The following is a 22,847-nucleotide window of genomic DNA, read 5'->3' as shown; positions in this document are numbered from 1 at the left end:
GCCGTGTTCCCCGTCACGGCCGGCCGGCCCCACATCCAGCTCTGGAGCTACAGGCCCATGCGCGCGTTCGCGATATTCGCCGGCATCGCCCTCATCGGGGCGGTGATCTTCACGATCATCTCCTTCACCTCCTCCCCCGCCACCCGGCCGGCGGCCGACCAGCCGCGCAGGGAGACGCTGCAGGAGCGGCTCAAGCGCCTGCCCGGCGACTACCGCGGCTGGGCCGAGCTCGGCCTCCAGTACGTCGACCAGGCCAGGGTCACCGGCGACCCGGCCTTCTACACCAAGGCGGAAGGCGCGCTCGCCACGGCCGCCAAGCTGAACGCCCGCGACGACACGGTCCTGACCGGGCAGGCCGCGCTGGCCGCCGGACGCCACGAGTTCAAGGACGCCGTCCGGCTGGCCGAGAGCGCCATCGAAGCCAACTCCTACAGCGCCCCCGCCTACGGCGTACTGGCCGACGCCAGAACCCAGCTCGGGGACCTGAAGGGCGCGCAGCAGGCCGTGGACAAGATGCTCGGACTGCGCCCCGGCGTGGCCGCCTTCGCCCGCGCCTCGTACGCGGCGGAGCTGCGCGGCGACCGGGACGCGGCACGCAAGTACCTGGAGTACGCCCACGCCGACGCCTGGTCACCCGCCGACCTCGCCTACAGCCGCTACTACCTGGGCGAGCTGGCCCTGCACGCCGGCGACCTGAAGACGGCCACCGGCTGGTACACCAAGGCTCTCCAGGCCTACCCCGCCTACACGCCCGCCCTCGCCGGCCAGGCCAGGGCCGCCGCCCTCGGCGGCCGTCTCACCGAGGCGCTCGACCTCTACGACACCGTGGTCAAGCGGCTCCCCCTGCCCCAGTACCTCATCGAGCAGGGCGAGACCAGGATCAAGGCGGGACAACCGGCCGACTGGACGCTGCTCGACGCCCAGCGCAAGCTCTTCCAGGCCGCGGGCGTGCGCGACGACCTGACGTGGGCCGAGTTCCTGGCCGACCACGGCGACGCCGAGCAGGCCGTGCGGCACGCCAGGGCCGAGTACGCCCGCAACCCGAACCTCGTCGCCGCCGACGCCCTGGCCTGGGCGCTGTTCAAGTCGGGCAAGCCCGAAGAGGCGCTCCGCCACGCCAAGGAGGCCACCGCGACCGGCTGGCAGAACCCGCTGATCACCTACCACCGCGCCAGGATCGAGCAGGCACTCGGCCGCTCCGCGCGGGTGGACCCCGGCTTCGACCCGACGCTGTCCGCACTGGCGAGGTTCTCATGAGACTGCTCCGGCTCGCCCTGGCGGCCCTGCTCCTCACGCTGTCCACGGCCGTCCTGCTCACGGGCGCCGCCGAAGCCCGGACGACCCTCCACCCGCTCGGCCGCTTCACCGTCAACCACTACAACGGCCTGCGGGTCTCCCCCACCCAGATCAGTAACGACGCCGTCGTCGACCTCGCCGAGCTGCCGACCCTCCAGGCCAAGCCCGACGTCGACGCCACCTACGCGGCCCGCCGCTGCACCGCCCTGGCCGGCGCCCAGCGGCTGGAGGTGGCCGGCCAGGTGGTGCCGTTCCAGGTGACCGGCTCCGCCTTCGCCTACGCCCCCGGCGAAGGGGGCCTGGAGACCAGCCGCCTGTCCTGCCGGCTCGTGGCCGAAGTCCACGCCTCGGGGGCCGTGAAGTTCACCGACGACTTCGAGCAGGACAGGATCGGCTGGCGCGAGATCACCGCCGTCGGGGACGGCGTCCGCCTGACCGACTCCTCGGTACCCGAGACCAGCATCAGCCAGGAGCTGCGGGCCTACCCGGAGGACCTGCTGTCCAACCCGCTCGACCAGCGCGAGGCCACCTTCACGGCCGCTGGCCCCGCCCTCGGCCTGCCCGCCGGATCCCCTTCCGGCGGCACGCCGTCCGGCGGGAGCGGGCCAGGCAGTTCGCTCGGCATCGAGGTCGGCGGCCCGATCGGCGAGGCGCTGGCGGCGCTCGACCGCACCTTCACCGGGCTGATCGGCTCGGACTCGCTGACGCTGCCCCTCGGGCTGCTCGCGGTGGGGCTGGCCATGGTGCTGGGGGCCGGGCACGCGCTGATCCCCGGGCACGGCAAGACCATCATGGCGGCGTACCTGGCCGGGCGGCGCGGCCGGCCGCGTGACGCGCTGGTGGTGGGCGCGACGGTCACGGCCACCCACACGGCCGGGGTGCTGGTGGTGGGGTTGCTGCTGACGGTGTTCACGGCGCTGGCCGGGGAGTCGGTGCTGGCCTGGCTGGGGGTGGCCAGCGGGGTGCTGATCGCCGTCATCGGCCTGCGCCTCCTGCTCAGCACCCGCCGCTCGTCGCTCCACGGCCACGGCCACGGCCACGGCCACGGCCACGGTCATGGGCACGGTCATGGGCACGGCCACGGGCACGGGCATGGGCATGGGGACCCTCCGAAGCGGGCGGGCCTCATCGGGCTCGGGGTGGCGGGTGGTCTCGTGCCCAGCCCCTCGGCGCTCATCGTGCTGCTGGGGGCGATCGCGCTGGGGCGGACCTGGTTCGGGGTGGCGTTGGTGACCGCCTACGGCGTCGGCATGGCCGCCACGCTCACCGTCACGGGGCTGCTCCTGGTCAAGCTGGTGGACCGGCTGGAGCGGCGCGCATCGGCCGGGCGGCGGCTGGCCGCCAGGCTGTCGGGGCTGGCGCCGCTGGGGACGGCCGCCATGGTGGTCGTGCTGGGGGCGGGGCTGGCGTTGCGGTCGGTGGCGGCTCTCTAGTCGATCTCCGGTACGTCATCGCCGTCGTAGTCGACATCCCCGTCGTCGGCACGGCGCAGCTTGATGTCGTCTATCCAGCCCTGCGTGAAGCGGCGGATCTCCTTGATCTGCTCTTCCCGCACGCCGTAGACCTCGAAGTTCTCATCCGGCATGAGGTCGACGAACTCCAGCCGCGACAGGAGCTCGTGCACGGAGAAGAAGTCGTGGTGCATCGCGGCGAGTTGTTCGAGCGCCCGGTAGGTGTAGTGCGGAGAGACGGCGGCGATGTCGATGATGTCGCGGGCGAGGCTGCGCTCGTGCACCGCCCGCATCTTCAGCCCGACGGCGTCGTCCAGGCCGAGCACCTTCAGCGTGCCGCAGGTGGCGGGCCGCTGCTGGAGCGCCTCTCGCAGAAGGTCGAACTCGCAAGTCTCGCCGGTGGCGAGGTCGCGTACCATCAGCCTGCCCATGCGGGGCGTGACCTCGATGACCGACGCGTCTAACCCGGCTTCCTGGAACGCTCCAATCACGCCTTGCGCGACGTCGGGCAACGGCATGTCGACGGCGGTGGCGAAGTCGAGGTCGTTGCTCGGCCGGTCGGTGAAGCCGTGCGCCTTGATCGCGTAACCGCCCGCCAGCACCAGGCCGTAGTGATCGCAGACGGGCAGCACGGCATGCAGCAGCCGCTCCTGAAAGGGCGGGAATCTCATCAGACGGCGGTCTTACGGAGAGGGAGCTTCTTCTCCCAGGCGTGCCGGTAGCCAGGCCCCAGCCCTCGGCGCAGCGTCGGCCAGTCGGAGACGAGGTGATCGGCGTTGAGGTACGCCTCGTAGTCCACGCGACGCCCGGCGGTGATAACCGTGCGGTACATCTCCATCCGAACCATCGGCTTGGCGAGGTCGAACTCGGTGAACCCCGACCATGCCAGATGCGGCGGCAGGGCGACGACACCATCGGCCGGGCCTTGAAGATCACCCAACGATTCGGGGACCTTCTCGTCCAGCCCTTCATAGAACGACGGAAGTGCCATGCCTCAAGTATGCCGACGACCGCGCCGACTGGAAGGCAGATCATGCCGCCCGGAAAGAAACTCCTGAAACGCGATCTTCACCTTGATCACCGGCCTCCGCCACCGCTCCTCCCGATGAATCGCCCTGGCCATCTTCCTGGGCGACCGCCTGGCGAAGAACCAGTGCGCCCACGGCGACCCCGGCCGCGCCAGCCGGATCGCGCCCACCAGCAGCATCGGCGGCACGAACAGCCCGGCCATCCCCGTCCAGATCTTCCCCTTGAGCAGGGTGACGACGGCCAGCGCCAGGTTGGCGACGATCAGCGCGGCGGGGTTGACGGGGGTGCCGTAGTCCCAGGTGAGTGGCCGTAATCCGATGAGGAGCAGGCCGGTCACGGCGACCGCGATGAAGACCGCGTCCACCGAGGTGCGGCCTTCCTCCTCCCAGTACACGTCGTGCAGGTGCAGGATGAGCGCGAACTCGTCGAGCACGAGGGCGGAGCCGACGCCGAAGACGGAGGCGGCGACGGCGGTGCCGGCCTGGGAGCCGGGCGAGACGATGAGCGTGACCCCGCCGACCAGCATCAGCACCACGCCGAACACCACGTGGTGGATGTGCATCTCGCCCACGTTGACGTTGCGGAACCAGCCGACCTTCGCCCTGATCAAGCGGACGTTGATGCGGGTGGCGATGAAGGCGGCGATGAGCATGACGAAGTAGCAGAACAGCGGGAGCCGTCCCGTGGCGACGATGCTTTGCTGAAACCAGTTGCCCATATGACCCTGGCTTCGATGGTACGAGCCGCTCGGATGTTCCCGGCGTATCAGGACAGGAAGGCCCTTAACAGCGCGGCCGTCCCCTCCAGGTGCTCCACCACCGCCTGGCGGGCCGCGTCGGGGTTCCCGGCGAGGATGGCGTCCACGATGGCCTGGTGCTGCACGGCGGCGTGGTCGAGGTTGACCTGGAGCATCGGGATGGCGTTGAGCAGGTCGCTGACGCGGGAGCGGGCGTCGGCGCAGGTGGTGGCGAGCAGGGTGGAGCCGGTGAGCTCGGCGATGGACAGGTGGAAGGCCGTGTCGAGGCGGCGGTAGTCCTTCAGCCCCGCCTCGTTCAGCTCGGCGAGCCTGCGGGTGAGCGTGGCCCGCTTGTCGTCGGCGAGTTCGGCGGCGGCCAGCACCTGGGCGGCGCCGCACTCCACGGCGAGCCGGAAGGTGAGCGCGTCGGACAGCTCGGCCATGCCCATCTTGTTGACGGCCTGGCGCAGGTCGCCGGCGTCCGGGGCGGGCGGCACGTAGGTGACGAACGCTCCTCCGTACCGGCCGCGCCGCACGTCGAGGTAGCCGGCGTCCGACAGCGCCCGGATGGCCTCGCGCAGCGTGACCCGGCTGATGCCGAGCTGGACGGCGAGCTCGCGCTCGGGCGGCAGCTTGTGGCCGGGCGGGACCACGCCCAGCTTGATCGCCTGGAGCAGCCGTTCCACGGTCTCCTCGAAGGCGTTGCCCGCCCTGACAGGGCGCAACACCGTCATCAAACGCGCCGACTCGTCCAACGTGTCCTCAGGTCTTGACAAGCGATCCCGCCATACTGATCAATGGTCTGAGACTAGCCCAATCAACGGGAAAGCGCCTCAGGCCAGATCGGAGCCGCATGAGCGTGAGCGATCGAGCGAGCACCGGGTTCCTGTCCGTCGCCGAGCTGCGCGACGAGGTGGCCTCAGGCCGGATCGACACCGTGCTGCTCGCGATCGCCGACATGCAGGGCCGGTTGCAGGGCAAGAGGCTGTCGGCGCGCTACTTTCTCGAAGAGGTGCTGCATCACGGCTCAGAGGGCTGCAACTACCTGCTGGCGGTGGACGTGGACATGAACACCGTCCCCGGCTACGCCATGTCGTCCTGGGATCGCGGGTACGGCGACTTCGTGATGAAGCCGGACCTCGGCACGCTGCGCCGGGTCCCGTGGCACGAGGGGACGGCGATGCTGATGGCCGATCTGGCCTGGGAGGACGGCGGCGACGTGACCGCCTCCCCGCGCCAGGTCCTGCGCAGGCAGCTCGCCCGCCTCGCCGACCGGGGGCTGGCCGCCTACGTCGGCACGGAGCTGGAGTTCGTGGTCTACGACGACAGTTACGAGGACGCGTGGCGGCGCGCGTACCGCGACCTGTCCCCCGCGAACCTGTACAACGTGGACTACTCGCTGCTGGGCACGGCCCGCATCGAGCCGCTGCTGCGGCGCATCAGGCGCGAGATGGAGGGCGCGGGCCTGTACGTCGAGTCGGCCAAGGGCGAGTGCAACCTGGGCCAGCACGAGATCGCCTTCCGCTACGACGAGGCGCTGCGCACCTGCGACAACCACGTCATCTACAAGACCGGCGCCAAGGAGATCGCCGCCCAGGAGGGCCGGTCGATCACGTTCATGGCCAAGCCGAACCAGCGCGAGGGCAACTCCTGCCACATCCACATCTCGCTGCGCAGCCTCGACGGCGACCCGGTGATGGCGGGAGCGGGGCCGTTCGGGCTCTCGCCGCTCGGGGCGCGCTTCGTGGCGGGCCAGCTCGCCCATATGCGGGAGCTGACCCTGATGTACGCGCCCAACGTCAACTCCTACAAGCGGTACGTGCCGGGCAGCTTCGCCCCGACAGCCGTGAAGTGGGGCGTCGACAACCGCACCTGCTCGCTGCGGTTGGTCGGCCACGGCCCCTCGCTGCGGGTGGAGAACCGGGTGCCGGGCGGCGACGTGAACCCGTACCTGGCGGTGGCGGCGCTGGTCGCGGCCGGGCTGCACGGCATCGACGCGGAGCTGCCGCTGGAGGACCCGTGCACCGGCAACGCCTACGACTCCGGCGCCGAGACGGTGCCGCACACGCTGCGGGACGCGCTGGCGCTGTTCGAGGCGTCGAAGCTGGCGCGCGAGACGTTCGGCGACGACGTGGTGGAGCACTACGCGAACAACGCGCGGGTGGAGCTGGCCGCGTTCGACGCGGCGGTGACGGATTGGGAGCTGTTCCGTGGCTTCGAGCGGATGTGACACATGAAGATCGTCAATCCGGCGACGGAGGAAGTCGTCGCCGACGTCGAGCTCGCCGACGCGGCCGAGGTCGACCGGGCCGTGGAGCGTGCCAGGAAGGCGCAGGCGGCCTGGCGCGAGGTGTCGCCGGGCGACCGGGCGCGGCTGCTGCGCGGGTTCGCCGATCTGGTGGACGAGCACGGCGAGGAGCTGGCCCGGCTGGAGCTGGCCAACGCCGGCCACACCATCGGCAACGCCCGCTGGGAGGCCGGCAACGTCCGTGACGTGCTGCACTTCTACGCCGGCGCCCCCGAACGCAACCACGGCAAGCAGATCCCGGTGCCCGGCGGCGTGGACCTGACGTTCCAGGAGCCGCTGGGCGTCGTCGGGATCATCGTGCCGTGGAACTTCCCCATGGTGATCATGATGTGGGGCGCCGCCCCCGCTCTGGCGGCGGGTAACACGGTGATCGTGAAGCCCGCCGAGTGGACTCCGCTGACCGCGCTGAGGCTGGCCGAGCTGGCCCTGGCGGCGGGCCTCCCCGAGGGGGTGCTCCAGGTTCTGCCTGGGGCAGGGGAGGTCGCGGGGGCCCGCCTGGTGGAGCATCCCGGCGTCGCCAAGATCGTGTTCACCGGCTCGACCGAGGTGGGCAAGGAGATCGCCGCCAAGGCGGGGCGGCAGGTCAAGCGGGTCACGCTGGAGCTGGGCGGCAAGTCCGCAAATATCGTCTTCGCCGACGCGGATCTCGAAAAAGCGGCAAAAACCGCACCGTATGCCGTCTTCGACAACGCCGGGCAGGACTGCTGCGCCCGCTCCAGGATCCTCGTCCAGGCGAGCGTCTACGACGCGTTCATGGAGCACCTGTCCGAGGCCGTCCGCGGCGTCGTGGTCGGCGACCCCCTCGACGAGGCCACCGAGATGGGCCCCCTGATCAGCGCCGAGCACCTGGAACGCGTCCGGAGCTTCGTCGAGGGCACCCCCTACCTCCAGGCGTCCTGCCCCCAGGGCAAGGGCTACTGGTTCCCGCCGACCGTCCTGACCCCCGAGGTCACCGACCGGGCGTTCACCGAGGAGATCTTCGGCCCCGTGGTGTCGGTGGCCAGGTTCGAGGACGAGGCACAGGCCGTACGGATCGCCAACGACACCCCCTACGGCCTGAGCGGCTCCATCTGGACCCGCGACGTCGGGCGGGCGCTGCGCGTGGCCATAGCCGTCGAGTCGGGCGCCCTGTCGGTGAACTCCCACTCCTCGGTCCGCTACTGGACCCCGTTCGGCGGCTTCAAGCAGTCCGGCCTCGGCAGGGAGCTCGGCCCTGACGCGCTGGCGGCGTTCACCGAGACCAAGAACGTCTTCATTTCGACGGAGTGAGTGCGCACATGCAGCGGTTGCAGGATCGGGTGGCGGTCATCACCGGCGCGGGCAGCGGGATCGGGCTGGCCACGGCCCGCCGGTTCGCCGACGAGGGTGCCAAGGTGGTCTGCGCGGACATCGACGAGGAGTCGGGCGTCAAGGCCGCCGCCGAGGTGGGCGGCCTGTTCGTCCGGGTGGACGTGACGAGCGAGGACGACGTCGTACGGATGTTCCGGACGGCGTACGACACGTACGGCAGTGTGGACATCGCCTTCAACAACGCGGGCATCTCGCCGCCCGACGACGACTCGATCCTGGAGACGGGCATCGACGCCTGGCGCCGCGTCCAGGAGGTGAACCTGACCAGCGTCTACCTGTGCTGCAAGCACGTCATCCCGTACATGCGCCGCCAGGGCAAGGGCTCGATCATCAACACCGCCTCGTTCGTGGCCGTGCTCGGCTCGGCGACCTCGCAGATCTCCTACACCGCCTCCAAGGGCGGGGTGCTGGCGATGACGCGGGAGCTGGGCGTGCAGTTCGCCAGGGAGGGCATCAGGGTCAACGCGCTGTGCCCAGGGCCCGTCAACACGCCCCTGCTGCGGGAGCTGTTCGCCAAGGACCCGGAACGGGCGCAGCGGCGGCTGGTGCACGTGCCCGTGGGCCGCTTCGCCGAGGCGTCGGAGATCGCGGCCGCGGTGGCGTTCCTGGCCAGCGACGACGCCTCGTTCATCACGGCCGCCGACTTCCTCGTGGACGGCGGCATCTCCAGCGCCTACGTCACGCCGCTGTAGCCATGAGACCCGTCATCGGTATCACGTGCTACGCCGAGACCGCCTCGTTCACGGTGTGGCAGGACACCCCTGCCGCGCTGCTGCCGTACACGTACGTGGAGCAGGTCGTGCGCGCGGGCGGCCAGCCGGTCCTGCTGCCCCCGGCGGGTGAGCCCGCCGGGCTGGCCGGCCGTCTGGACGGCCTGATCCTGGCCGGCGGCGGCGACATCGACCCGGCCAGGTACGGCGCGGAGCCGCACGAGCGCAGCGGCTACGTCAGGAGATTCCGGGACGAGGCGGAGTTCGCCCTGCTGGCCGCCGCCCTGGACGGCGAGCTGCCCTTCCTGGGCGTCTGCCGCGGCCTCCAGGTGCTCAACGTGGCCCTGGGCGGCAGCCTGCACCAGCACCTGCCCGACGTGGTCGGACACACCGACCACTGCCCGGGGCCCGGCGTCTTCGGGCACCTGCCCGTCACCCCCGTCCCCGGCACCGGCCTGGCCAAGGTGCTGGGCGAGGAGCCGGTACCGGTCCCGCACTACCACCACCAGTCCGTGGACCGGCTCGCCCCGGGTCTGACGGTCACCGCCACCACCGAGGACGGCACGATAGAGGCCGTGGAAGCCCAGGGAGCGTTCACCATGGCCGTCCAGTGGCATCCGGAGGCGGGCGAGGACCACGCGTTGTTCGAGGCGCTCGTGCGAGCCTGCTGAGACGGACGCGACAACAGCCCCGTTACGGCACTAGGCTGACGGACATCACCGTCGAAACCGTGCGGGAGAGCGCCCTGACAGCCGGTCAGGGCCCCTGAAGGAGCAAGCCCTCCCCGCAAACCTCTCAAGGCAAAGGACCGCACGGACGAGGTGTCCTCTGGAAAGCAGGCCCGTGCGGCCTCGCCGAAGGTGAAAGTCCGGCAAAAGTCGGGCGAAGCTCTCAGGCATCGATGACAGAGGGGGAGGATGCTGGCATCCACTCCTGTCCTGAGGTGCGACAAATGTCCCGACCGACACCGCTACGCGACGTTCACGAGAGCCTCGGCGCCACCCTCACCGACTTCGCCGGGTGGCTCATGCCGCTCCGGTACGGCAGCGAGTCCGCGGAGCACCGGGCCGTGCGCGAGGCGGCCGGGCTGTTCGACCTCTCGCACATGGGCGAGATCTTCCTGACCGGTCCGCAGGCGGGCCAGGCACTCGACCACGCGCTGGTCGGCCACCTGTCGGCGCTGGCGCCCGGCAGGGCCAGGTACACCATGATCGTGAACGAGCGCGGCGGGGTGCTCGACGACCTCATCGTCTACCGGCTCGGCGACGAGGAGTTCATGGTCGTGGCCAACGCCTCCAACTACGAGCGGGTCGCCGCCGAGCTGCGGGAACGCGCCGCCTCCTACGACGCGCAGGTGGACGACCGCTCCGCGCAGTACGCGCTGATCGCCGTGCAGGGCCCGCGCTCGCAGGAGATCCTCGCCACCCTCACCGACGCCGACCTCGACGGGCTGAAGTACTACGCGGGCCTGCCCGGCGTGGTGGACGGCCGGCAGGCGCTGATCGCCCGTACCGGCTACACCGGCGAGGACGGGTTCGAGCTGTTCGTGGCGAACCAGGACGCCGTGCCGCTCTGGCACGCCATCACCGCGGCCGGGGAGCCGTACGGGATCAGGCCCGCGGGCCTGTCCAGCCGCGACACGCTCAGGCTGGAGGCGGGCATGCCGCTGTACGGCAACGAGCTGAGCGAGCAGCTCACCCCGTTCGACGCGGGGCTGGGCAGGGTGGTGAAATTCGACAAGCCGGGCGACTTCGTCGGCAGGTCGGCGCTCGAGGCGGTCAAGGACGACACGCCGCGGCGCAGGCTCGTCGGCCTCGTCGCGCGGACCCGCCGGGTGCCGCGCCACGGTTACCCGGTCACCAAGGACGGCGTCGTCGTCGGCGAGGTCACCAGCGGTGCGCCCTCCCAGACCCTGGGAAAGCCCATCGCGATGGCCTACGTCGACACCGGCGCCGATTCAGGCCTGGCTGTGGACATCCGGGGCAGCCATGAACCTATGGACCTGGTTGAGCTGCCCTTTTACAGGAGGAACAAGTGAGCAACATCCCTGACGACCTGAGCTACACCAAGGAGCACGAGTGGGTGGCCGGTCTTGACGACAGCACCACGGTGACGATCGGCGTCACGGCCTTCGCCGCCGAGGCCCTTGGTGACGTCGTCTACGTGCAGCTCCCCGAGGTCGGCACGAGCGTCGAGCAGGGCGACTCCGTCGGCGAGGTGGAGTCGACCAAGTCCGTGAACGAGATCTACTCCCCGGTGGGCGGCGAGATCACCGAGGTGAACCAGTCCGTCGTGGACGACCCGGGCCTCGTCAACAGCGACCCGTACGGCGAGGGCTGGATGTTCAAGGTGCGCGTCGAAGGCGACCCCGAGGACCTGCTCTCGCCTGAGGAGTACACCGCTCTCACCTCGGGCGGGTCCTGACCCAACCGCCGGGGCCCCGCGCGGGCCCCGGCCTCTCATGAAGGGCGCACATCAATGGCGATCAGCGTCTTCGACCTCTTCAAGATCGGCATCGGCCCGTCGAGCTCCCACACCGGCGGCCCGATGGCGGCGGCGCACAAGTTCGTCCGCGGCCTGCACGAGGACGGCCTGCTGGAGCGGGTCGCGAGCGTGGAGGCCATCCTGTACGGCTCGCTCGGCCTGACCGGCAAGGGCCACGGCAGCGACAAGGCGGTCCTGCTCGGCCTGTCCGGCGAGAAGCCCGAGCTGGTGGACGTGGACACCGTCGACGCCCGCATCGCGCAGATGCGCGAGTCGGGCACCGTCAAGCTCTACGGCACCCACGAGATCCCCTTCGTCATCGGCGAGCACCTCGTCTTCGAACGCAAGATCTCCCTGCCCGAGCACCCGAACGGCATGCGCTTCACCGCCCGCGACGCCTCCGGCGAGCAGCTCCGCGAGAAGGTCTACTTCTCCGTCGGCGGTGGCTTCGTGGTGGACGAGAAGGCCACCGGCGCCGACCGCATCAAGCCCGACGACACCGTGCTGCCCTACCCCTTCACCACCGGCGAGGAGCTGCTCAAGCACTGCTCCAACACCGGGTTGTCGATCTCCGCCCTGATGCTGCAGAACGAGAAGGCGTTCGGCCGCACCGAGGAGGAGATCCGCGACGGCCTGCTGCGCCTGTCGCAGGTCATGTCCGAGTGCGTGCGCCGCGGCATCTCCAAGGAGGGCGTGCTGCCGGGCGGCCTCAAGGTCAAGCGCCGCGCCAACCAGCTCCACCGCCGCCTGCAGTCGGAGCCCGCGGAGAAGGACCCCTTGCAGGCCATGGACTGGGTCACGCTGTTCGCCCTGGCCGTCAACGAGGAGAACGCCGCCGGCGGCCGCATCGTCACCGCCCCCACCAACGGCGCCGCCGGCATCATCCCGGCCGTCCTGACCTACTACACCCGCTTCGTCCCGCACGCCGACGACGACGGCGTCATCCGCTTCCTCCTGACGGCGGGCGCGATCGGCGTGCTGTTCAAGGAGAACGCCTCGATCTCGGGCGCCGAGGTGGGCTGCCAGGGCGAGGTGGGCTCGGCCTGCTCGATGGCCTCCGCCGCACTCACGGAGGTGCTCGGGGGGACGCCTGAGCAGGTGGAGAACGCCGCCGAGATCGGCATCGAGCACAACCTCGGGCTGACCTGCGACCCGATCGGCGGCCTCGTCCAGATCCCGTGCATCGAGCGGAACGCCGTGGCCTCCAACAAGGCCATCACGGCGGCCCGCATCGCGCTGCGCGGCGACGGGAAGCACTACGTGGCGCTGGACAAGGCCATCAAGACGATGCGGGACACCGGGCGGGACATGCTCGACAAGTACAAGGAGACGTCGCGGGGCGGGCTCGCGGTCAACGTCATCGAGTGCTGACCCGGTGGCCGGGGCGGCGGCCACCGGTCTCGCTGACACCCCTGAGAATGTCCTGGCGAGAAGGTAACGTGAAGACATGACGTCGCATCACCAGGACGAGGTGGTCACGATCCCTCGTGACGAATACGAGGCGCTGAAGGCCGAGGTCCGACGGCTGCGGCGAGAGGTGGGGCGTCAGCAGGCCATGCAGGCCATCATGGACAACGCGGCCGCCCCGGGCCGGGTGCGAACGTTCACCCGCGATGAATTGGCGGCCGAGTGGGGCATCGTTGGCTGACCGGCGTATCGCTTTTCCTGAGCGCGCATAGGAACAGATCGAGGCCCTTCCAGAAGGTCTCCGCAGACCCGTTCAACTCGCCATTTTCACCCTCCTGGACGAGCCACGGCCCACGCTCGCCGACCCCATGGACGGCGTCCCGAACGCCTACGAGCTGAACCTCGTCAGCGACGACGTCACCATCTGGTACACGATCACCTCGCATGAAGGCGCCGAGGTGATCACTGTTCAAGTAGTCCGCCCGAACCTTTGATCGCCTGCTTGGGCGCCCCCTATCGCCGCACGTGCAGCCGGACGAGCGCGGGCGTCTCGTCGTCGCGTACCTCGCGCCGGATGCGTCCCACGATGTCCTGGTCCAGCTTGCTCACCACCGCACCCATGTCCGCCGCCGACGGGCAGGTCAGGCCGATGCGCAGGCCGTCCTCCGCGACCCGCACGCCCGTCCTGCTCAGCCCGTCCACGCCCTTCAGCCCGACGAAGAGCATGGCCGTGCCGGTGCCGTTGTGGGTGCCGCGGCGGCCCCAGCCGAGGCCGACCAGCAGCCAGCGCAGCGAGACCAGGGCCAGCAGCAGCAGGCCGAGGGCCAGGAACCACAGCGGCCACGGGTCCTCGGCCAGCGCCCGGTGTGCCTGGGCGGGCAGGACCTTGGCGGTGGGCGGGAGGTCGAAGAAGCGGTCGTGGCCGCGGAGCCAGGCGTATCCACCCACGCCCAGCAGCGTCGCTCCGACGACCGCCAGGCCGACGCGGTTACCGGGGTACTGACGCATCACACGGCCCTCCCGACCGGTGGGTGACACTTCATCGCGCTCACACGGCCCTCCTGCGCAGCCGTACCACGACCTCGCCCGTGCCCAGCGTGCCCACGCCCGCCAGCCGGTCGCCCACGGCCGTGCCGACCTGCCTGAGCATCTGGCCGGAGCTCTCCGCCCCGGTCGTGACCGTGACCTCGATGGTGCGCCGGCGCAGCCGTACGCGGGCCTTGTCCACCCCCGCCACCTGCCGCGCCGCCGCACACAGGGTGCGGCGCAGGCCGGAGCGGGTGATGCCGATGACGATCAGCGGGTCGGACGTCTCCACCGGCACCAGCCCCGAGCGGCCGGGCACGGCCGCCAGCAGCAGCATCAGCGTGCCGGCGGCGGCCGACACCAGGGCGGAGGTGGCGGTGTCGGGCCAGGTGGTGCGGCCCGCGAGTTCGACCACCTCGTTCACCGGCACCCAGCCGAGCGGCGCGCCGAGCAGCGCGGACACCACTTCGGCCGCGGTCGCCCCCAGTCCGGCGGTCAGCGTGAGCGCGACCAGGGCTCCCGGGACGGCTCGCGCCGGCCTGAGGACCCTGCGTGCCCTGCGCAGCCCGGTGTCCCGCGGGGCGACGACGGCGCCGGGCAGTATCTGCTGAAGCGTGGTCATCACAACGTCAGAGGTACATGGGCCCCGCATGGCCTGAACCGCGCCCTCGCCGCCGATTTGCCCGATCATTACGGGGAGGACAGCTAACGCGAACAAGTCTCATATTCATTTGCCCCTTATGCGGTTACGCTGCCGGTATGGATGACCGCCAGCGCTACGACCGCGCCACAGCGGCCCTCGAACCCCCGTTCGCCGTCGTCGATCTCGCCGCCCTGCGCGCCAACGCGGCCGACCTGGTCCGCCGCGCCGCGGGCAAGCCGATCAGGGTGGCCAGCAAGTCCATCCGCAGCCGCCCCCTGCTGGAGCGCATCCTGGCCATGGACGGCTTCCGCGGCATCATGGCGTACACGCTGCCCGAGGCGCTCTGGCTGGCCGGGAACGGCCTCACCGACATCCTCGTGGCCTACCCCACGGCCGACCGGCGGGCGCTGGCCGCTCTCGCCGGTGACGCGCGCGCCGCCGCCGAGATCACCGTGACGGTCGACTCGGCCGCTCACCTCGATCACATCGAGGCGGCCGTGTCGGAGGTGCGCCCGCGGGCCGAGATCCGGCTGTGCCTCGATCTCGACGCCGCCTTCGTCGCCTTCGGCCGCCGGGCGGGCGCCCTGCGCTCCCCCATCAGGGAGCCGCACGAGGCAGCCGAGCTGGCCGCCGCCATCGCCAAGCGGCCGGGGCTGCGACTGGCGGGGCTGCTGGCGTACGAGGCGCAGATCGCCGGCGTCGGCGACGCCCCGCCCTCGAACGCCGCCCGCACCCGCCTCATCCGGGTCATGCAGTCGCTGTCCGCCAGGGAGCTGATCGTGCGCAGGGGCCGCGTCGTGAACGCCGTGCGCCAGTTCGCCGACCTGGAGTTCGTCAACGGCGGCGGCACCGGCTCCGTCGAGCTCACCACCAGGGAGAAGGCCGTGACGGAGCTGGCGGCGGGCTCAGGGTTCTTCCATCCGCGGCTGTTCGACTTCTACCGCCGCTTCACCGGGCAGCCGGCCGCGCTGTTCGCGCTGCCGGTGGTGCGCCGCCCGGCCGCGGGCGTGGTGACCGTGCTGGGCGGCGGCTACCTCGCCTCCGGGCCGGTCGGCCCTGCCCGGGCGCCCCAGCCGTACCTGCCCCCGGGCCTGCGGTACGCGCCCGAGGAGGGCGCGGGCGAGGTGCAGACGCCGCTGCTCGGCCAGGCGGCGCAGGACCTGCGGATCGGCGACCGGGTGTGGTTCAGGCACGCCAAGGCGGGCGAGCTGTGCGAGCACTTCGACGCGCTGCACCTCATCGACGGCGACACCGTCGCGGAGTCGGTGCCGACGTACCGGGGCGAGGGCCGGACGTTCCTCTAGCGCAGGCCGCGCCTGCGGCGGCTGCGGCGCCACAGCACGATGGCCGCCCCCACGACCAGCACCGCGCCGACCCCGATCAGCAGCGGCCCCACCTCGGGACGCTCCTCGTCCCACACCTGCTCGGGGTTGTCGCCGAACTCGACCGGCCGCGGCGTCACCCCGAGCGCGTCGCCCACGGACGCCACGAAGTAACCCGCCCTGCTCTTGACGTCGGCCACCGTGCGCTCGGCCACCCGCTTGGGGCTCACCCGGTCGGCAATGGCGTCGACCGTGTGCGCCAACTCCGCGCGCGTCCGTGCGATCCGCCGCTCCAGCTCGTCGGGATCGGTGTCAGCCATGGCTCTCCTTTCGACCGTACGCGCGTGCCCCGCGCCGCGTGCCGAGCGGGCTCCGTCCGTTCTGGTCGTGATCAGTCTGTCAGGTCGGCGCGCCGTACGGCACAACGGCCGGGCCGGTAGGTTGGCTGGAAGAACCCAGGAGGGCCCATTGACCGAGACCAGACTCACGCCCGGCGACGCCGCGCCGGAGTTCACGCTACCCACAGCCGACGGCGGTAACGTTTCGCTCGACACCTACCGCGGCAAGCGGGTGATCCTCTATTTCTACCCTGCCGCGATGACTCCCGGCTGCACCAAGCAGGCGTGTGACTTCCGCGACAACCTCGGCAGGCTCACGGACGAGGGCTTCGTCGTCCTCGGCGTGTCGAAGGACAAGCCGGAGAAGCTGGCCAAGTTCGCCGAGCGTGACGCGCTGACCTTCCCGCTGCTGTCCGACCCCGACCTGGCCGTGCACCAGGCGTACGGCGCGTACGGCACGAAGAAGCTGTACGGCAAGGAGGTCGTGGGGGTCATCCGCTCGACGTTCGTCATCGACGGCGACGGCAAGGTGGAGCAGGCGCTCTACAACGTGAAGGCGACGGGCCACGTGGCCTCGCTCACGAAGAAGCTCGGCCTGTCCTGACAGCCGGCGGGCCCTTCCGCGTGAAGGGCCCTCGTCGTCACAAACGCCTCCAGCCCGCATGTGGAGCGCTAAACTGTGTCCAGCCCGCTGCGGCGGGGATGCGCGGGCGTGGCGAAATGGCATACGCGGCAGGTTTAGGTCCTGTTGGTGGAGACACTGTGGGGGTTCGAGTCCCCCCGCCCGCACACCTGTCAGCCGGTGTAGGTGGGCTCCGGATAGAGATAGTCGGAGTCCGACGACTCGTCGGGCACGATCTCGTCATACGGCGGCAGGACACAGGCGCCGCGGTCCTCTTCGAGGTAGCAGTCGGGCGCTCTCAGCTCGGGCCCCCAATGGCGGTGCCGCCCCCAGCCCGGCTCCTCCACGAACATGTCGTACCTGTCGCCCTCGTGCGCGACGTCGTTGAAGGCCGCCACGGTGGCGCCGCCGAGCAGGCCGCCGACCAGCAGTCCGATCAGCCCGGCACCCATCACCTGGGTGCGTCTGCGGCGCAGGTAGTCGCCGAAGGACGAGGAGGACTCGCGCTCCCACGGGGCGGGGTTCGGCTTGGTGGGCGGGATGTAGGCGTAGGCCTGGTCGGCCTGCTCGCCGTACTTCAGCGGTCCCGGCTCAGGCAGCTCCCGCGTCGGCTGAGACAAGGTCGGGTCGCGCGGCGCTTCCTCTTCGCCGCGCGACCCGGCGTCGCGATCATGATCCGCCATCACGATCTCCCTTTACTCGCCCCGCAGGGGGCGCTCCCAGTAATAGAGGATGCCAAAGCCACCGTAAGCCCCATGTAAGAGCAAATCCATGTAAGACCTGGGTCGTACTCGCACTTCCGCCTTCAGGTGGACCAATGTCCGATCGGTGCTACATATCGTGATGATGTGTTCGGCAGGGTACGGGCGTGGTCCACGCGCCACGCAAAGTGGGCGGGCGTCCTCCGGGTGGGCCCCCTGGGGGCGTTGTGCGCCCTCCTGGCGGTGCCGTACGCGGCGATGACTCCCCCGAGCGGCGACGTCCACCTCCACGTGGCCGCCTACCTGGGGCTGGCGGCTGCGCTGATCGTGCCGCTGTGGTGGCGCGACAGGCCGCTCGTCTCGTTCGCCGTCGTGTCGCTGGTCAGCTTCGGGCAGTGGCTGGCGGAGGTCGATCTGCAGCCCGCCAACCTCGCGGTGCTGGTGGCGCTGTGGGCGGTGGCCTACCAGTGCACGTTCCGCTGGGCGCTGGCCGCGTGCCTGGTGGCGGAGCTGGGGGTGTTCCTGGCGCTGCTCAACTGGGAGATCGCCACGTTCGGGATGTTCTTCAGCGGCTCGATCTTCGTGGTGACGATCTGGCTGACCGGCCTGTACGCCAACACGCGCCGGCGCTACCTGGAGGGCCTGGAGGAGCGCGCGGAACGGGCGGAGCGCGAACGCGACCAGCAGGCCAGGATGGCGGCGGCGGCCGAGCGGGCCAGGATCGCCAGGGAGCTGCACGACGTGGTGGCCCACAACGTCAGCGTCATGGTGGTGCAGGCCGACGGCGCGGGCTACGCCATGGACAGCGACATGGAGCAGGCCCGCCTGGCCGTCAGGAACATCTCCAGGACCGGCCGCGCCGCGCTCGCCGAGATGCGCAGAATGGTGGGCGTGCTGCGCGAGAACGAGGACGAGGGCACCGACTACACGCCCCAGCCGGGCCTGGGCCAGCTGGAGGATCTCGTCCGCGGCTCGGCCGTGCCCGCGAGCCTGCGGGTCGGCGGCGCGCCCGCCGAGCTGCCGGAGGGCCAGCAGCTCACGGTCTACCGCATCGTCCAGGAGGCGCTGACGAACGCGCTCAAGCACGGCGGCCCCGGCGTCGAGGCCGCCGTGGAGATCGACTACCTCGGCTCCGAGCTGGTCGTCCGCGTGACCGACAACGGCCGGGGCGCGGCGGCTCCGCCGGGCTCCGGCGGCCACGGCCTGATCGGCATGCGCGAGCGGGTCGGCATGTACGGCGGCGCGGTGTCGGCTGCCCCCCGGCAGGGCGGCGGATTCGAGGTGCTGGCGAGGTTGCCCATGGCGAAGGCGGCGTAGATGATCAGGGTGATGCTGGTCGACGACCAGGAGCTGTTGCGGGCCGGGTTCAGGATGGTGCTCGGGGCGCAGCCCGACATCGAGGTGGTGGCGGAGGCGGGCGACGGCGTCACGGCCCTGGAGCTGCTGAAGACCACCGAGGTGGACGTGGTGTTGATGGACGTGCGCATGCCGACCATGGACGGCGTGGAGGCCACCAGGCACATCCAGGGCCCGAAGGTGCTCATCCTGACCACGTTCGACCTCGACGAGTACGCCTTCGCGGCGGTCAAGGCGGGCGCGGCCGGGTTCCTGCTGAAGGACGTGCCGCCGGCCGACCTGGTCAGCGCGATCAGGGTCGTGCACGCGGGCGACTCGGTGGTGTCGCCTGCCACGCTGCGGCGGATGCTGGACCGCTTCGCCGCGCAGCTCCCGGCCGACGCCCCGGTGACGCCGGCGGTGGGCGAGCTGACGCCGCGCGAGCGGGAGGTGCTGCTCATGGTGGCGCGCGGCCTGTCGAACCTGGAGATCGCGGCGCGCCTGGAGGTGGCGGAGGCGACGGTCAAGACGCATCTGGGGCGGGTGCTGGCCAAGCTGGGGCTGCGCGACCGGGCGCAGGTGGTGGTGTTCGCGTACGAGGCGGGGCTGGTGGTGCCCACGCATCGGCCGAAAGTCTGAGCGGGGTCATCCAGCGGCGCACCCGAAGTCCCTCCTCAAGGCCCACGAGATACCTAATTTCCACTCCTAGCGTGAGTCGCGGCTGCAAATCACGACAAGGAGTGAAAGTGACGCTCACAGAGACCCGGCGCCAGGCCCCGCCCGCCGTGGTGGCCACCGACCTGAGCAAGGTGTACGGCCAGGGCGACGCCCGGGTGCACGCGCTGCGCGGGGTGAACGTGTCCTTCGCCACCGGGGCGTTCACCGCCATCATGGGCCCGTCGGGCTCCGGCAAGTCCACGCTCATGCACTGCCTGGCCGGCCTCGACGCCGCCACGTCCGGCACGGTGCACATCGGCGACGTGGAGCTGACCGGGCTGGGCGACAAGCAGCTCACGCTGCTGCGCAGGGAGCGGATCGGCTTCATCTTCCAGGCCTTCAACCTGCTGCCCACGCTCACCGCCGAGCAGAACATCCGCCTGCCCCTCGACATCGCCGCCCGCCAGGCCGACCAGGTGCTGTTCGACCGGGTGATCGAGACCGTCGGGCTGCGCGACAGGCTCGCGCACCGGCCCGCCGAGCTGTCGGGCGGCCAGCAGCAGCGGGTGGCCGTGGCCAGGGCGCTCATCAGCAAACCCCAGGTGATCTTCGCCGACGAGCCCACGGGGAACCTGGACTCGCGCAGCGGCGCCGAGGTCCTGTCCTTCCTGCGCACCTCGGTCCGCGAGCTGGGCCAGACCATCGTCATGGTCACGCACGACCCGGTCGCGGCCTCGTACGCCGACCGGGTGGTGTTCCTGCGCGACGGCGAGCTGGTCACCGAGCTGGCCGCGCCGACGCCGCAGAGCGTGCTGGACACCCTCGTCCGGCTGGAGGCGTGAGGTGCTCAGGACCGCGCTGGCCGGGCTGCGCGCGCACCGGCTCAGGCTGCTGCTCACCTCGCTGGCGATCATGCTCGGAGTGGGGTTCATCGCGGGCACGTTCGTGCTGAACGACACCGTCCAGTCCGGCTTCGACCAGCGCGTCACGGCCGACGCGGGCAAGGTGGACGTCGCCGTGCTGCCCGCCGGCCGCGACGGGACGGTGCCCGGGGAGGTGCTGGAACGGGTGCGCGCGCTGCCCGGCGTGACCGAGGCGCAGGGGCTGATCAAGGCGAGCGCGCCCGTCCTCGGCAAGGACGGCAAGGCCGCCGGCAACCTGCCCACCACGGCCCTGTCCGTCGTCCGCGGCCCGCTCGACCGCACCGACGTGGTCTCCGGCACCGGCCCCGGCACCGACGACCGCGCCGCCGTCCTGGACGAGAACACCGCCAAGGCCCAGGGCTTCCGGATCGGCGACTCGATCACGGTGCTCGACCCCGGGCAGGAGCGGCACACGTTCAGGCTGGTCGGTCTGATCGACACCGGCGTGGACCAGATGCTCACCTACACCGGCGCGGTCGGCTTCACCCCAGCCGTCGCGCAGCGCATGACGGGCGCGAAGGGGTACGCGGAGATCGACGTGGCGGGCACGGTGTCGAAGCAGGCCGTGGCGGCGGCCATCGGCGGCGCGTACACCGTCAAGACCGGCGCCGAGCTGGCCGACGACCTGGCGGCGGCGGCCGGCGTGCAGTCGCAGATGCTGACGCTGGGGCTGCTGATGTTCGGCGTCGTCGCGATGATGGTGGCCGCGCTGGTCATCTACAACACCTTCAACATCCTCGTCGCCCAGCGCACCCGGGAGATGGCGCTGCTGCGCTGCATCGGGGCCACGCGCGGGCAGGTGTTCGGCTCGATCGTGCTGGAGTCGGCCGTCGTGGGCCTGCTCGCCTCCGTGCTGGGCCTGCTCATCGGGTACGGCCTGGCGACGCTCACGCTGACCGTGCTCGGCGCGCTCGACGCCCCGCTGCCCACGGACGCGGCGGTCTCGCTCACCCCGCTGACCATCGCGACCGGCCTGGCCGTGGGGGTCGTCGTCACGATGGGCGCGGCCCTGCTGCCCGCCCGCTCAGCCACCCGCGTGCCGCCGATCGCGGCGCTGCGCGGCCAGCCGGAGGAGCAGACGTTCCGCACGGGCCTGGTGCGCACGGGATTCGCGGCGTTGTTCCTGGTGGCGGGGCTCGGCGTGACAGTCGCCGGCGCGTTCGTGCTGGAGCCCGGTGAGCCCGCGCTCTTCGCGGTCATGGGCGGCGGCACGCTGACCTTCCTGGCGGTGCTCATCCTGGGCCCGGTGCTGGTCAAGCCGCTGAGCGCGCTGGTGGGCTGGATCCCGCGACGGCTGTTCGGGGTGCCTGGCCGCCTGGCGGTGGACAACTCAGGACGCAACCCGCGCCGGGCCGCCACCACCACGGTCGCGCTGACGATCGGGGTGACGCTGATGACGCTGATCACGGTGGTGACCGCGTCCACCAGGCTGACGATGACGGCCAAGCTGGACGAGCAGTTCCCCGTCGACTACCTGCTGGCCGCCCAGGAACGCGACTCCGTCATCCCCAGGTCCGTGGCCGAGGAGCTGCGCGGCCGTCCCGAGCTGTCGTCGGTGGGGCAGATCCGCGAGGTCGAGACGCGGGTGGCGGGAAAGCGCCTGACCGTGGGGACGTTCAGCGGCGGCATCGACCCGTTCGTCACCGCCGGCTCGATGAGCGGGTTCGGCGCGGGCCAGGTGGCGCTGGACGAGGTCACGGCCGAGCGGGTCGGCGCGCGGGTGGGGGGCACGGTGACGATGCGGACCGAGCGCGCGGGCACCGTGTCGCTGAAGGTGGTCGCGCTGCTCGACGGCGAGCAGTCGTCGCTGCCGCCCGTCACGGTCGCGGAGCAGCCGTTCGAGTCGTATTTCGGCGCGGTGCCCGACTCCCGCGTGATGGTGACCATCGCGGACGGCGTGCCCGCCGACAAGGCCCGCGCGGTCGTGGACGCCGCCGCCGCGCCCTATCCGACCGTGCTGGTGTCCAGCTCGACGGAGGTACGCGGGCAGTTCGACGAGACCCTCGACATGCTGCTCATGATCATCACTGGGCTGCTGGGGCTGGCGATCCTCATCTCGCTGCTCGGCATCGCCAACACGCTCTCGCTCTCCGTCCACGAACGGACCAGAGAGTCCGCCCTGCTGCGCGCCCTCGGCCTGTCCCGGCCGCAGCTCCGCCGCATGTTGTCGGTGGAGGCGCTGGTGCTCGGGCTGATCGGGGCGCTGGTGGGGGTGGCGCTGGGGGTCGCCTTCGGGTGGGCGGCGATGCGCGCGATGCTGAACGGGGCTCTGTTCTCGGCGCCCGTGGGGCAGATCGTGCTGTTCGTGGTGCTGTCGGGGGTGGCGGGGGTGCTGGCGGCGGTGTTGCCTGGCCGGCGGGCTGCCCGGGCTTCGATCGTGGACTCCCTCGCCACCGGCTGACCCGGACGAATACCCCTTTGCCGAATAAATACGAAAAACCCGGATAGAGGGTACGTGCAGGTCGGGCGTCTTATGGGGGCGGCGCCCGGCCTCGTCCCTGCGGGGGTC

Annotated in this window: 25 protein-coding genes, 1 tRNA gene and 1 riboswitch; of the genes, 18 read left to right on the top strand and 8 right to left on the bottom strand. The window is 71.1% G+C overall.

Annotated elements, in window-relative coordinates; translation table 11 throughout:
* Nucleotides 1-57: 57 nt before the first annotated feature.
* Together FXF51_RS15035 and FXF51_RS15030 are read left to right on the top strand one after the other, a co-directional pair.
* On the top strand, nucleotides 58-1,257 hold the full coding sequence (locus FXF51_RS15035) for a tetratricopeptide repeat protein (protein WP_148435069.1): 1,200 nt from the start codon (nucleotides 58-60) through the stop codon (nucleotides 1,255-1,257).
* On the top strand, nucleotides 1,254-2,729 hold the full coding sequence (locus FXF51_RS15030; RefSeq protein ID WP_148435068.1) for a nickel/cobalt transporter: 1,476 nt from the start codon (nucleotides 1,254-1,256) through the stop codon (nucleotides 2,727-2,729). The genes FXF51_RS15035 and FXF51_RS15030 overlap by 4 nt, the downstream gene beginning before the upstream one ends.
* On the opposite strand, the gene FXF51_RS15025 is transcribed toward FXF51_RS15030, so the two are convergent.
* From FXF51_RS15025 to FXF51_RS15010, 4 genes are read right to left on the bottom strand one after another with little or no spacing between them, the layout of a single operon-like run.
* Nucleotides 2,726-3,418 (bottom strand): nucleotidyl transferase AbiEii/AbiGii toxin family protein, encoded by a 693-nt coding sequence (locus FXF51_RS15025; protein ID WP_148435067.1) that lies wholly within the window; start codon nucleotides 3,416-3,418, stop codon nucleotides 2,726-2,728. The two genes, FXF51_RS15030 and FXF51_RS15025, sit on opposite strands and share 4 nt — an antisense overlap.
* Nucleotides 3,418-3,738: a hypothetical protein gene (locus tag FXF51_RS15020; RefSeq protein ID WP_148435066.1), complete on the bottom strand. Its 321-nt coding sequence runs from the start codon at nucleotides 3,736-3,738 to the stop codon at nucleotides 3,418-3,420. The genes FXF51_RS15025 and FXF51_RS15020 overlap by 1 nt, the downstream gene beginning before the upstream one ends.
* A gap of 3 nt (nucleotides 3,739-3,741) precedes the next feature.
* Nucleotides 3,742-4,494 (bottom strand): hypothetical protein, encoded by a 753-nt coding sequence (locus FXF51_RS15015; protein WP_148435065.1) that lies wholly within the window; start codon nucleotides 4,492-4,494, stop codon nucleotides 3,742-3,744.
* Between the two features lie 47 nt (nucleotides 4,495-4,541).
* Nucleotides 4,542-5,246, bottom strand: coding sequence for a FadR/GntR family transcriptional regulator (locus FXF51_RS15010; protein WP_148435064.1), 705 nt, complete (start codon nucleotides 5,244-5,246; stop codon nucleotides 4,542-4,544).
* A 125-nt stretch (nucleotides 5,247-5,371) separates the two neighbouring features.
* Here FXF51_RS15010 and FXF51_RS15005 point away from each other — a divergent pair, with 125 nt between their 5' ends.
* From FXF51_RS15005 to FXF51_RS62580, 9 genes are all read left to right on the top strand, one after another.
* Nucleotides 5,372-6,742: a glutamine synthetase family protein gene (locus FXF51_RS15005; RefSeq protein ID WP_148435063.1), complete on the top strand. Its 1,371-nt coding sequence runs from the start codon at nucleotides 5,372-5,374 to the stop codon at nucleotides 6,740-6,742.
* A gap of 3 nt (nucleotides 6,743-6,745) precedes the next feature.
* The gene (locus FXF51_RS15000) at nucleotides 6,746-8,089 is read left to right on the top strand and encodes an aldehyde dehydrogenase family protein (RefSeq protein WP_148435062.1); all 1,344 of its coding nucleotides are present in this window, start codon (nucleotides 6,746-6,748) and stop codon (nucleotides 8,087-8,089) included.
* Nucleotides 8,090-8,097: 8 nt separating this feature from the next.
* Nucleotides 8,098-8,862, top strand: a complete 765-nt coding sequence (locus tag FXF51_RS14995; RefSeq protein ID WP_148435061.1) for a 3-oxoacyl-ACP reductase — start codon at nucleotides 8,098-8,100, stop codon at nucleotides 8,860-8,862.
* Between the two features lie 2 nt (nucleotides 8,863-8,864).
* Nucleotides 8,865-9,551 carry a gamma-glutamyl-gamma-aminobutyrate hydrolase family protein gene (locus FXF51_RS14990; protein ID WP_148435060.1) on the top strand — a complete coding sequence of 229 codons (687 nt, stop codon included), beginning with the start codon at nucleotides 8,865-8,867 and terminating at the stop codon, nucleotides 9,549-9,551.
* A gap of 52 nt (nucleotides 9,552-9,603) precedes the next feature.
* Nucleotides 9,604-9,701, top strand: a riboswitch (glycine riboswitch).
* 131 nt (nucleotides 9,702-9,832) lie between these two features.
* A complete protein-coding gene (gcvT, locus tag FXF51_RS14985; RefSeq protein WP_148435059.1) occupies nucleotides 9,833-10,918 on the top strand; it encodes a glycine cleavage system aminomethyltransferase GcvT in 1,086 nt (361 codons plus the stop codon).
* A complete protein-coding gene (gene gcvH, locus FXF51_RS14980) occupies nucleotides 10,915-11,304 on the top strand; it encodes a glycine cleavage system protein GcvH (protein WP_148435058.1) in 390 nt (129 codons plus the stop codon). Before gcvT ends, gcvH begins: the two co-directional genes overlap by 4 nt.
* Before the next feature lie 54 nt (nucleotides 11,305-11,358).
* Nucleotides 11,359-12,735: an L-serine ammonia-lyase gene (locus FXF51_RS14975; RefSeq protein WP_148435057.1), complete on the top strand. Its 1,377-nt coding sequence runs from the start codon at nucleotides 11,359-11,361 to the stop codon at nucleotides 12,733-12,735.
* A gap of 76 nt (nucleotides 12,736-12,811) precedes the next feature.
* Nucleotides 12,812-13,012 carry a hypothetical protein gene (locus FXF51_RS14970; protein ID WP_148435056.1) on the top strand — a complete coding sequence of 67 codons (201 nt, stop codon included), beginning with the start codon at nucleotides 12,812-12,814 and terminating at the stop codon, nucleotides 13,010-13,012.
* A gap of 127 nt (nucleotides 13,013-13,139) precedes the next feature.
* Entirely contained in the window at nucleotides 13,140-13,265 is a 126-nt protein-coding gene (locus FXF51_RS62580; RefSeq protein WP_262379531.1) for a hypothetical protein, read from the top strand.
* A 19-nt stretch (nucleotides 13,266-13,284) separates the two neighbouring features.
* On the opposite strand, the gene FXF51_RS14965 is transcribed toward FXF51_RS62580, so the two are convergent.
* Together FXF51_RS14965 and FXF51_RS14960 are read right to left on the bottom strand one after the other, a co-directional pair.
* Nucleotides 13,285-13,779, bottom strand: a complete 495-nt coding sequence (locus FXF51_RS14965) for a hypothetical protein (RefSeq protein WP_148435055.1) — start codon at nucleotides 13,777-13,779, stop codon at nucleotides 13,285-13,287.
* 40 nt (nucleotides 13,780-13,819) lie between these two features.
* Nucleotides 13,820-14,419, bottom strand: coding sequence for a DUF6286 domain-containing protein (locus FXF51_RS14960; RefSeq protein ID WP_148435054.1), 600 nt, complete (start codon nucleotides 14,417-14,419; stop codon nucleotides 13,820-13,822).
* A 137-nt stretch (nucleotides 14,420-14,556) separates the two neighbouring features.
* Here FXF51_RS14960 and FXF51_RS14955 point away from each other — a divergent pair, with 137 nt between their 5' ends.
* Nucleotides 14,557-15,744: an amino acid deaminase/aldolase gene (locus FXF51_RS14955; RefSeq protein ID WP_148435053.1), complete on the top strand. Its 1,188-nt coding sequence runs from the start codon at nucleotides 14,557-14,559 to the stop codon at nucleotides 15,742-15,744.
* Here the strand turns inward: FXF51_RS14955 and FXF51_RS14950 are convergent.
* Nucleotides 15,741-16,082, bottom strand: coding sequence for a DUF3618 domain-containing protein (locus tag FXF51_RS14950; protein WP_148435052.1), 342 nt, complete (start codon nucleotides 16,080-16,082; stop codon nucleotides 15,741-15,743). The two genes, FXF51_RS14955 and FXF51_RS14950, sit on opposite strands and share 4 nt — an antisense overlap.
* A gap of 148 nt (nucleotides 16,083-16,230) precedes the next feature.
* Here FXF51_RS14950 and bcp point away from each other — a divergent pair, with 148 nt between their 5' ends.
* Nucleotides 16,231-16,704: a thioredoxin-dependent thiol peroxidase gene (bcp, locus tag FXF51_RS14945; protein WP_222871281.1), complete on the top strand. Its 474-nt coding sequence runs from the start codon at nucleotides 16,231-16,233 to the stop codon at nucleotides 16,702-16,704.
* A 102-nt stretch (nucleotides 16,705-16,806) separates the two neighbouring features.
* A tRNA-Leu gene (locus tag FXF51_RS14940) sits at nucleotides 16,807-16,889 on the top strand.
* Nucleotides 16,890-16,895: 6 nt separating this feature from the next.
* Here FXF51_RS14940 and FXF51_RS14935 read toward each other — a convergent pair.
* On the bottom strand, nucleotides 16,896-17,405 hold the full coding sequence (locus tag FXF51_RS14935; RefSeq protein WP_148435050.1) for a SipW-dependent-type signal peptide-containing protein: 510 nt from the start codon (nucleotides 17,403-17,405) through the stop codon (nucleotides 16,896-16,898).
* A gap of 165 nt (nucleotides 17,406-17,570) precedes the next feature.
* On the opposite strand from FXF51_RS14935, the gene FXF51_RS14930 reads away from it, so the two are divergent.
* The 4 genes from FXF51_RS14930 to FXF51_RS14915 all read left to right on the top strand — a co-directional run bounded on the left by FXF51_RS14930 (nucleotide 17,571) and on the right by FXF51_RS14915 (nucleotide 22,739).
* Nucleotides 17,571-18,740: a sensor histidine kinase gene (locus FXF51_RS14930; protein ID WP_148435049.1), complete on the top strand. Its 1,170-nt coding sequence runs from the start codon at nucleotides 17,571-17,573 to the stop codon at nucleotides 18,738-18,740.
* Entirely contained in the window at nucleotides 18,741-19,397 is a 657-nt protein-coding gene (locus FXF51_RS14925) for a response regulator transcription factor (RefSeq protein WP_148435048.1), read from the top strand. It begins immediately after the preceding gene.
* A gap of 107 nt (nucleotides 19,398-19,504) precedes the next feature.
* Nucleotides 19,505-20,257: an ABC transporter ATP-binding protein gene (locus FXF51_RS14920; RefSeq protein ID WP_262379530.1), complete on the top strand. Its 753-nt coding sequence runs from the start codon at nucleotides 19,505-19,507 to the stop codon at nucleotides 20,255-20,257.
* 1 nt (nucleotide 20,258) lies between these two features.
* A complete protein-coding gene (locus tag FXF51_RS14915; protein WP_148435046.1) occupies nucleotides 20,259-22,739 on the top strand; it encodes an ABC transporter permease in 2,481 nt (826 codons plus the stop codon).
* Nucleotides 22,740-22,847: the final 108 nt, after the last annotated feature.

Source organism: Nonomuraea sp. PA05 (assembly GCF_008086045.1).
In the GTDB taxonomy this organism is placed as follows: Bacteria; Actinomycetota; Actinomycetes; order Streptosporangiales; family Streptosporangiaceae; genus Nonomuraea; species Nonomuraea monospora.
Note: the sequence above shows the minus strand (reverse complement) of the source record. Positions and strands in the feature narration are given on the sequence as shown.

Bases quoted from the DNA above. Each gene is read 5' to 3' on its own strand.
- FXF51_RS15015 (WP_148435065.1), bottom strand. From the start codon at position 4,494: ATGGGCAACTGGTTTCAGCAAAGCATCGTCGCCACGGGACGGCTCCCG.
- FXF51_RS14975 (WP_148435057.1), top strand. From the start codon at position 11,359: ATGGCGATCAGCGTCTTCGACCTCTTCAAGATCGGCATCGGCCCGTCG.
- FXF51_RS14955 (WP_148435053.1), top strand. From the start codon at position 14,557: ATGGATGACCGCCAGCGCTACGACCGCGCCACAGCGGCCCTCGAACCC.
- FXF51_RS15035 (WP_148435069.1), top strand. From the start codon at position 58: ATGCGCGCGTTCGCGATATTCGCCGGCATCGCCCTCATCGGGGCGGTG.
- FXF51_RS14995 (WP_148435061.1), top strand. From the start codon at position 8,098: ATGCAGCGGTTGCAGGATCGGGTGGCGGTCATCACCGGCGCGGGCAGC.
- FXF51_RS14970 (WP_148435056.1), top strand. From the start codon at position 12,812: ATGACGTCGCATCACCAGGACGAGGTGGTCACGATCCCTCGTGACGAA.
- FXF51_RS15025 (WP_148435067.1), bottom strand. From the start codon at position 3,418: ATGAGATTCCCGCCCTTTCAGGAGCGGCTGCTGCATGCCGTGCTGCCC.
- FXF51_RS15010 (WP_148435064.1), bottom strand. From the start codon at position 5,246: ATGACGGTGTTGCGCCCTGTCAGGGCGGGCAACGCCTTCGAGGAGACC.
- FXF51_RS14965 (WP_148435055.1), bottom strand. From the start codon at position 13,779: ATGCGTCAGTACCCCGGTAACCGCGTCGGCCTGGCGGTCGTCGGAGCG.
- FXF51_RS15030 (WP_148435068.1), top strand. From the start codon at position 1,254: ATGAGACTGCTCCGGCTCGCCCTGGCGGCCCTGCTCCTCACGCTGTCC.
- FXF51_RS14990 (WP_148435060.1), top strand. From the start codon at position 8,865: ATGAGACCCGTCATCGGTATCACGTGCTACGCCGAGACCGCCTCGTTC.
- FXF51_RS15000 (WP_148435062.1), top strand. From the start codon at position 6,746: ATGAAGATCGTCAATCCGGCGACGGAGGAAGTCGTCGCCGACGTCGAG.
- FXF51_RS15020 (WP_148435066.1), bottom strand. From the start codon at position 3,738: ATGGCACTTCCGTCGTTCTATGAAGGGCTGGACGAGAAGGTCCCCGAA.
- FXF51_RS14935 (WP_148435050.1), bottom strand. From the start codon at position 17,405: ATGGCGGATCATGATCGCGACGCCGGGTCGCGCGGCGAAGAGGAAGCG.
- FXF51_RS14960 (WP_148435054.1), bottom strand. From the start codon at position 14,419: ATGACCACGCTTCAGCAGATACTGCCCGGCGCCGTCGTCGCCCCGCGG.
- FXF51_RS14950 (WP_148435052.1), bottom strand. From the start codon at position 16,082: ATGGCTGACACCGATCCCGACGAGCTGGAGCGGCGGATCGCACGGACG.
- gcvT (WP_148435059.1), top strand. From the start codon at position 9,833: ATGTCCCGACCGACACCGCTACGCGACGTTCACGAGAGCCTCGGCGCC.
- FXF51_RS14925 (WP_148435048.1), top strand. From the start codon at position 18,741: ATGATCAGGGTGATGCTGGTCGACGACCAGGAGCTGTTGCGGGCCGGG.
- FXF51_RS62580 (WP_262379531.1), top strand. From the start codon at position 13,140: ATGGACGGCGTCCCGAACGCCTACGAGCTGAACCTCGTCAGCGACGAC.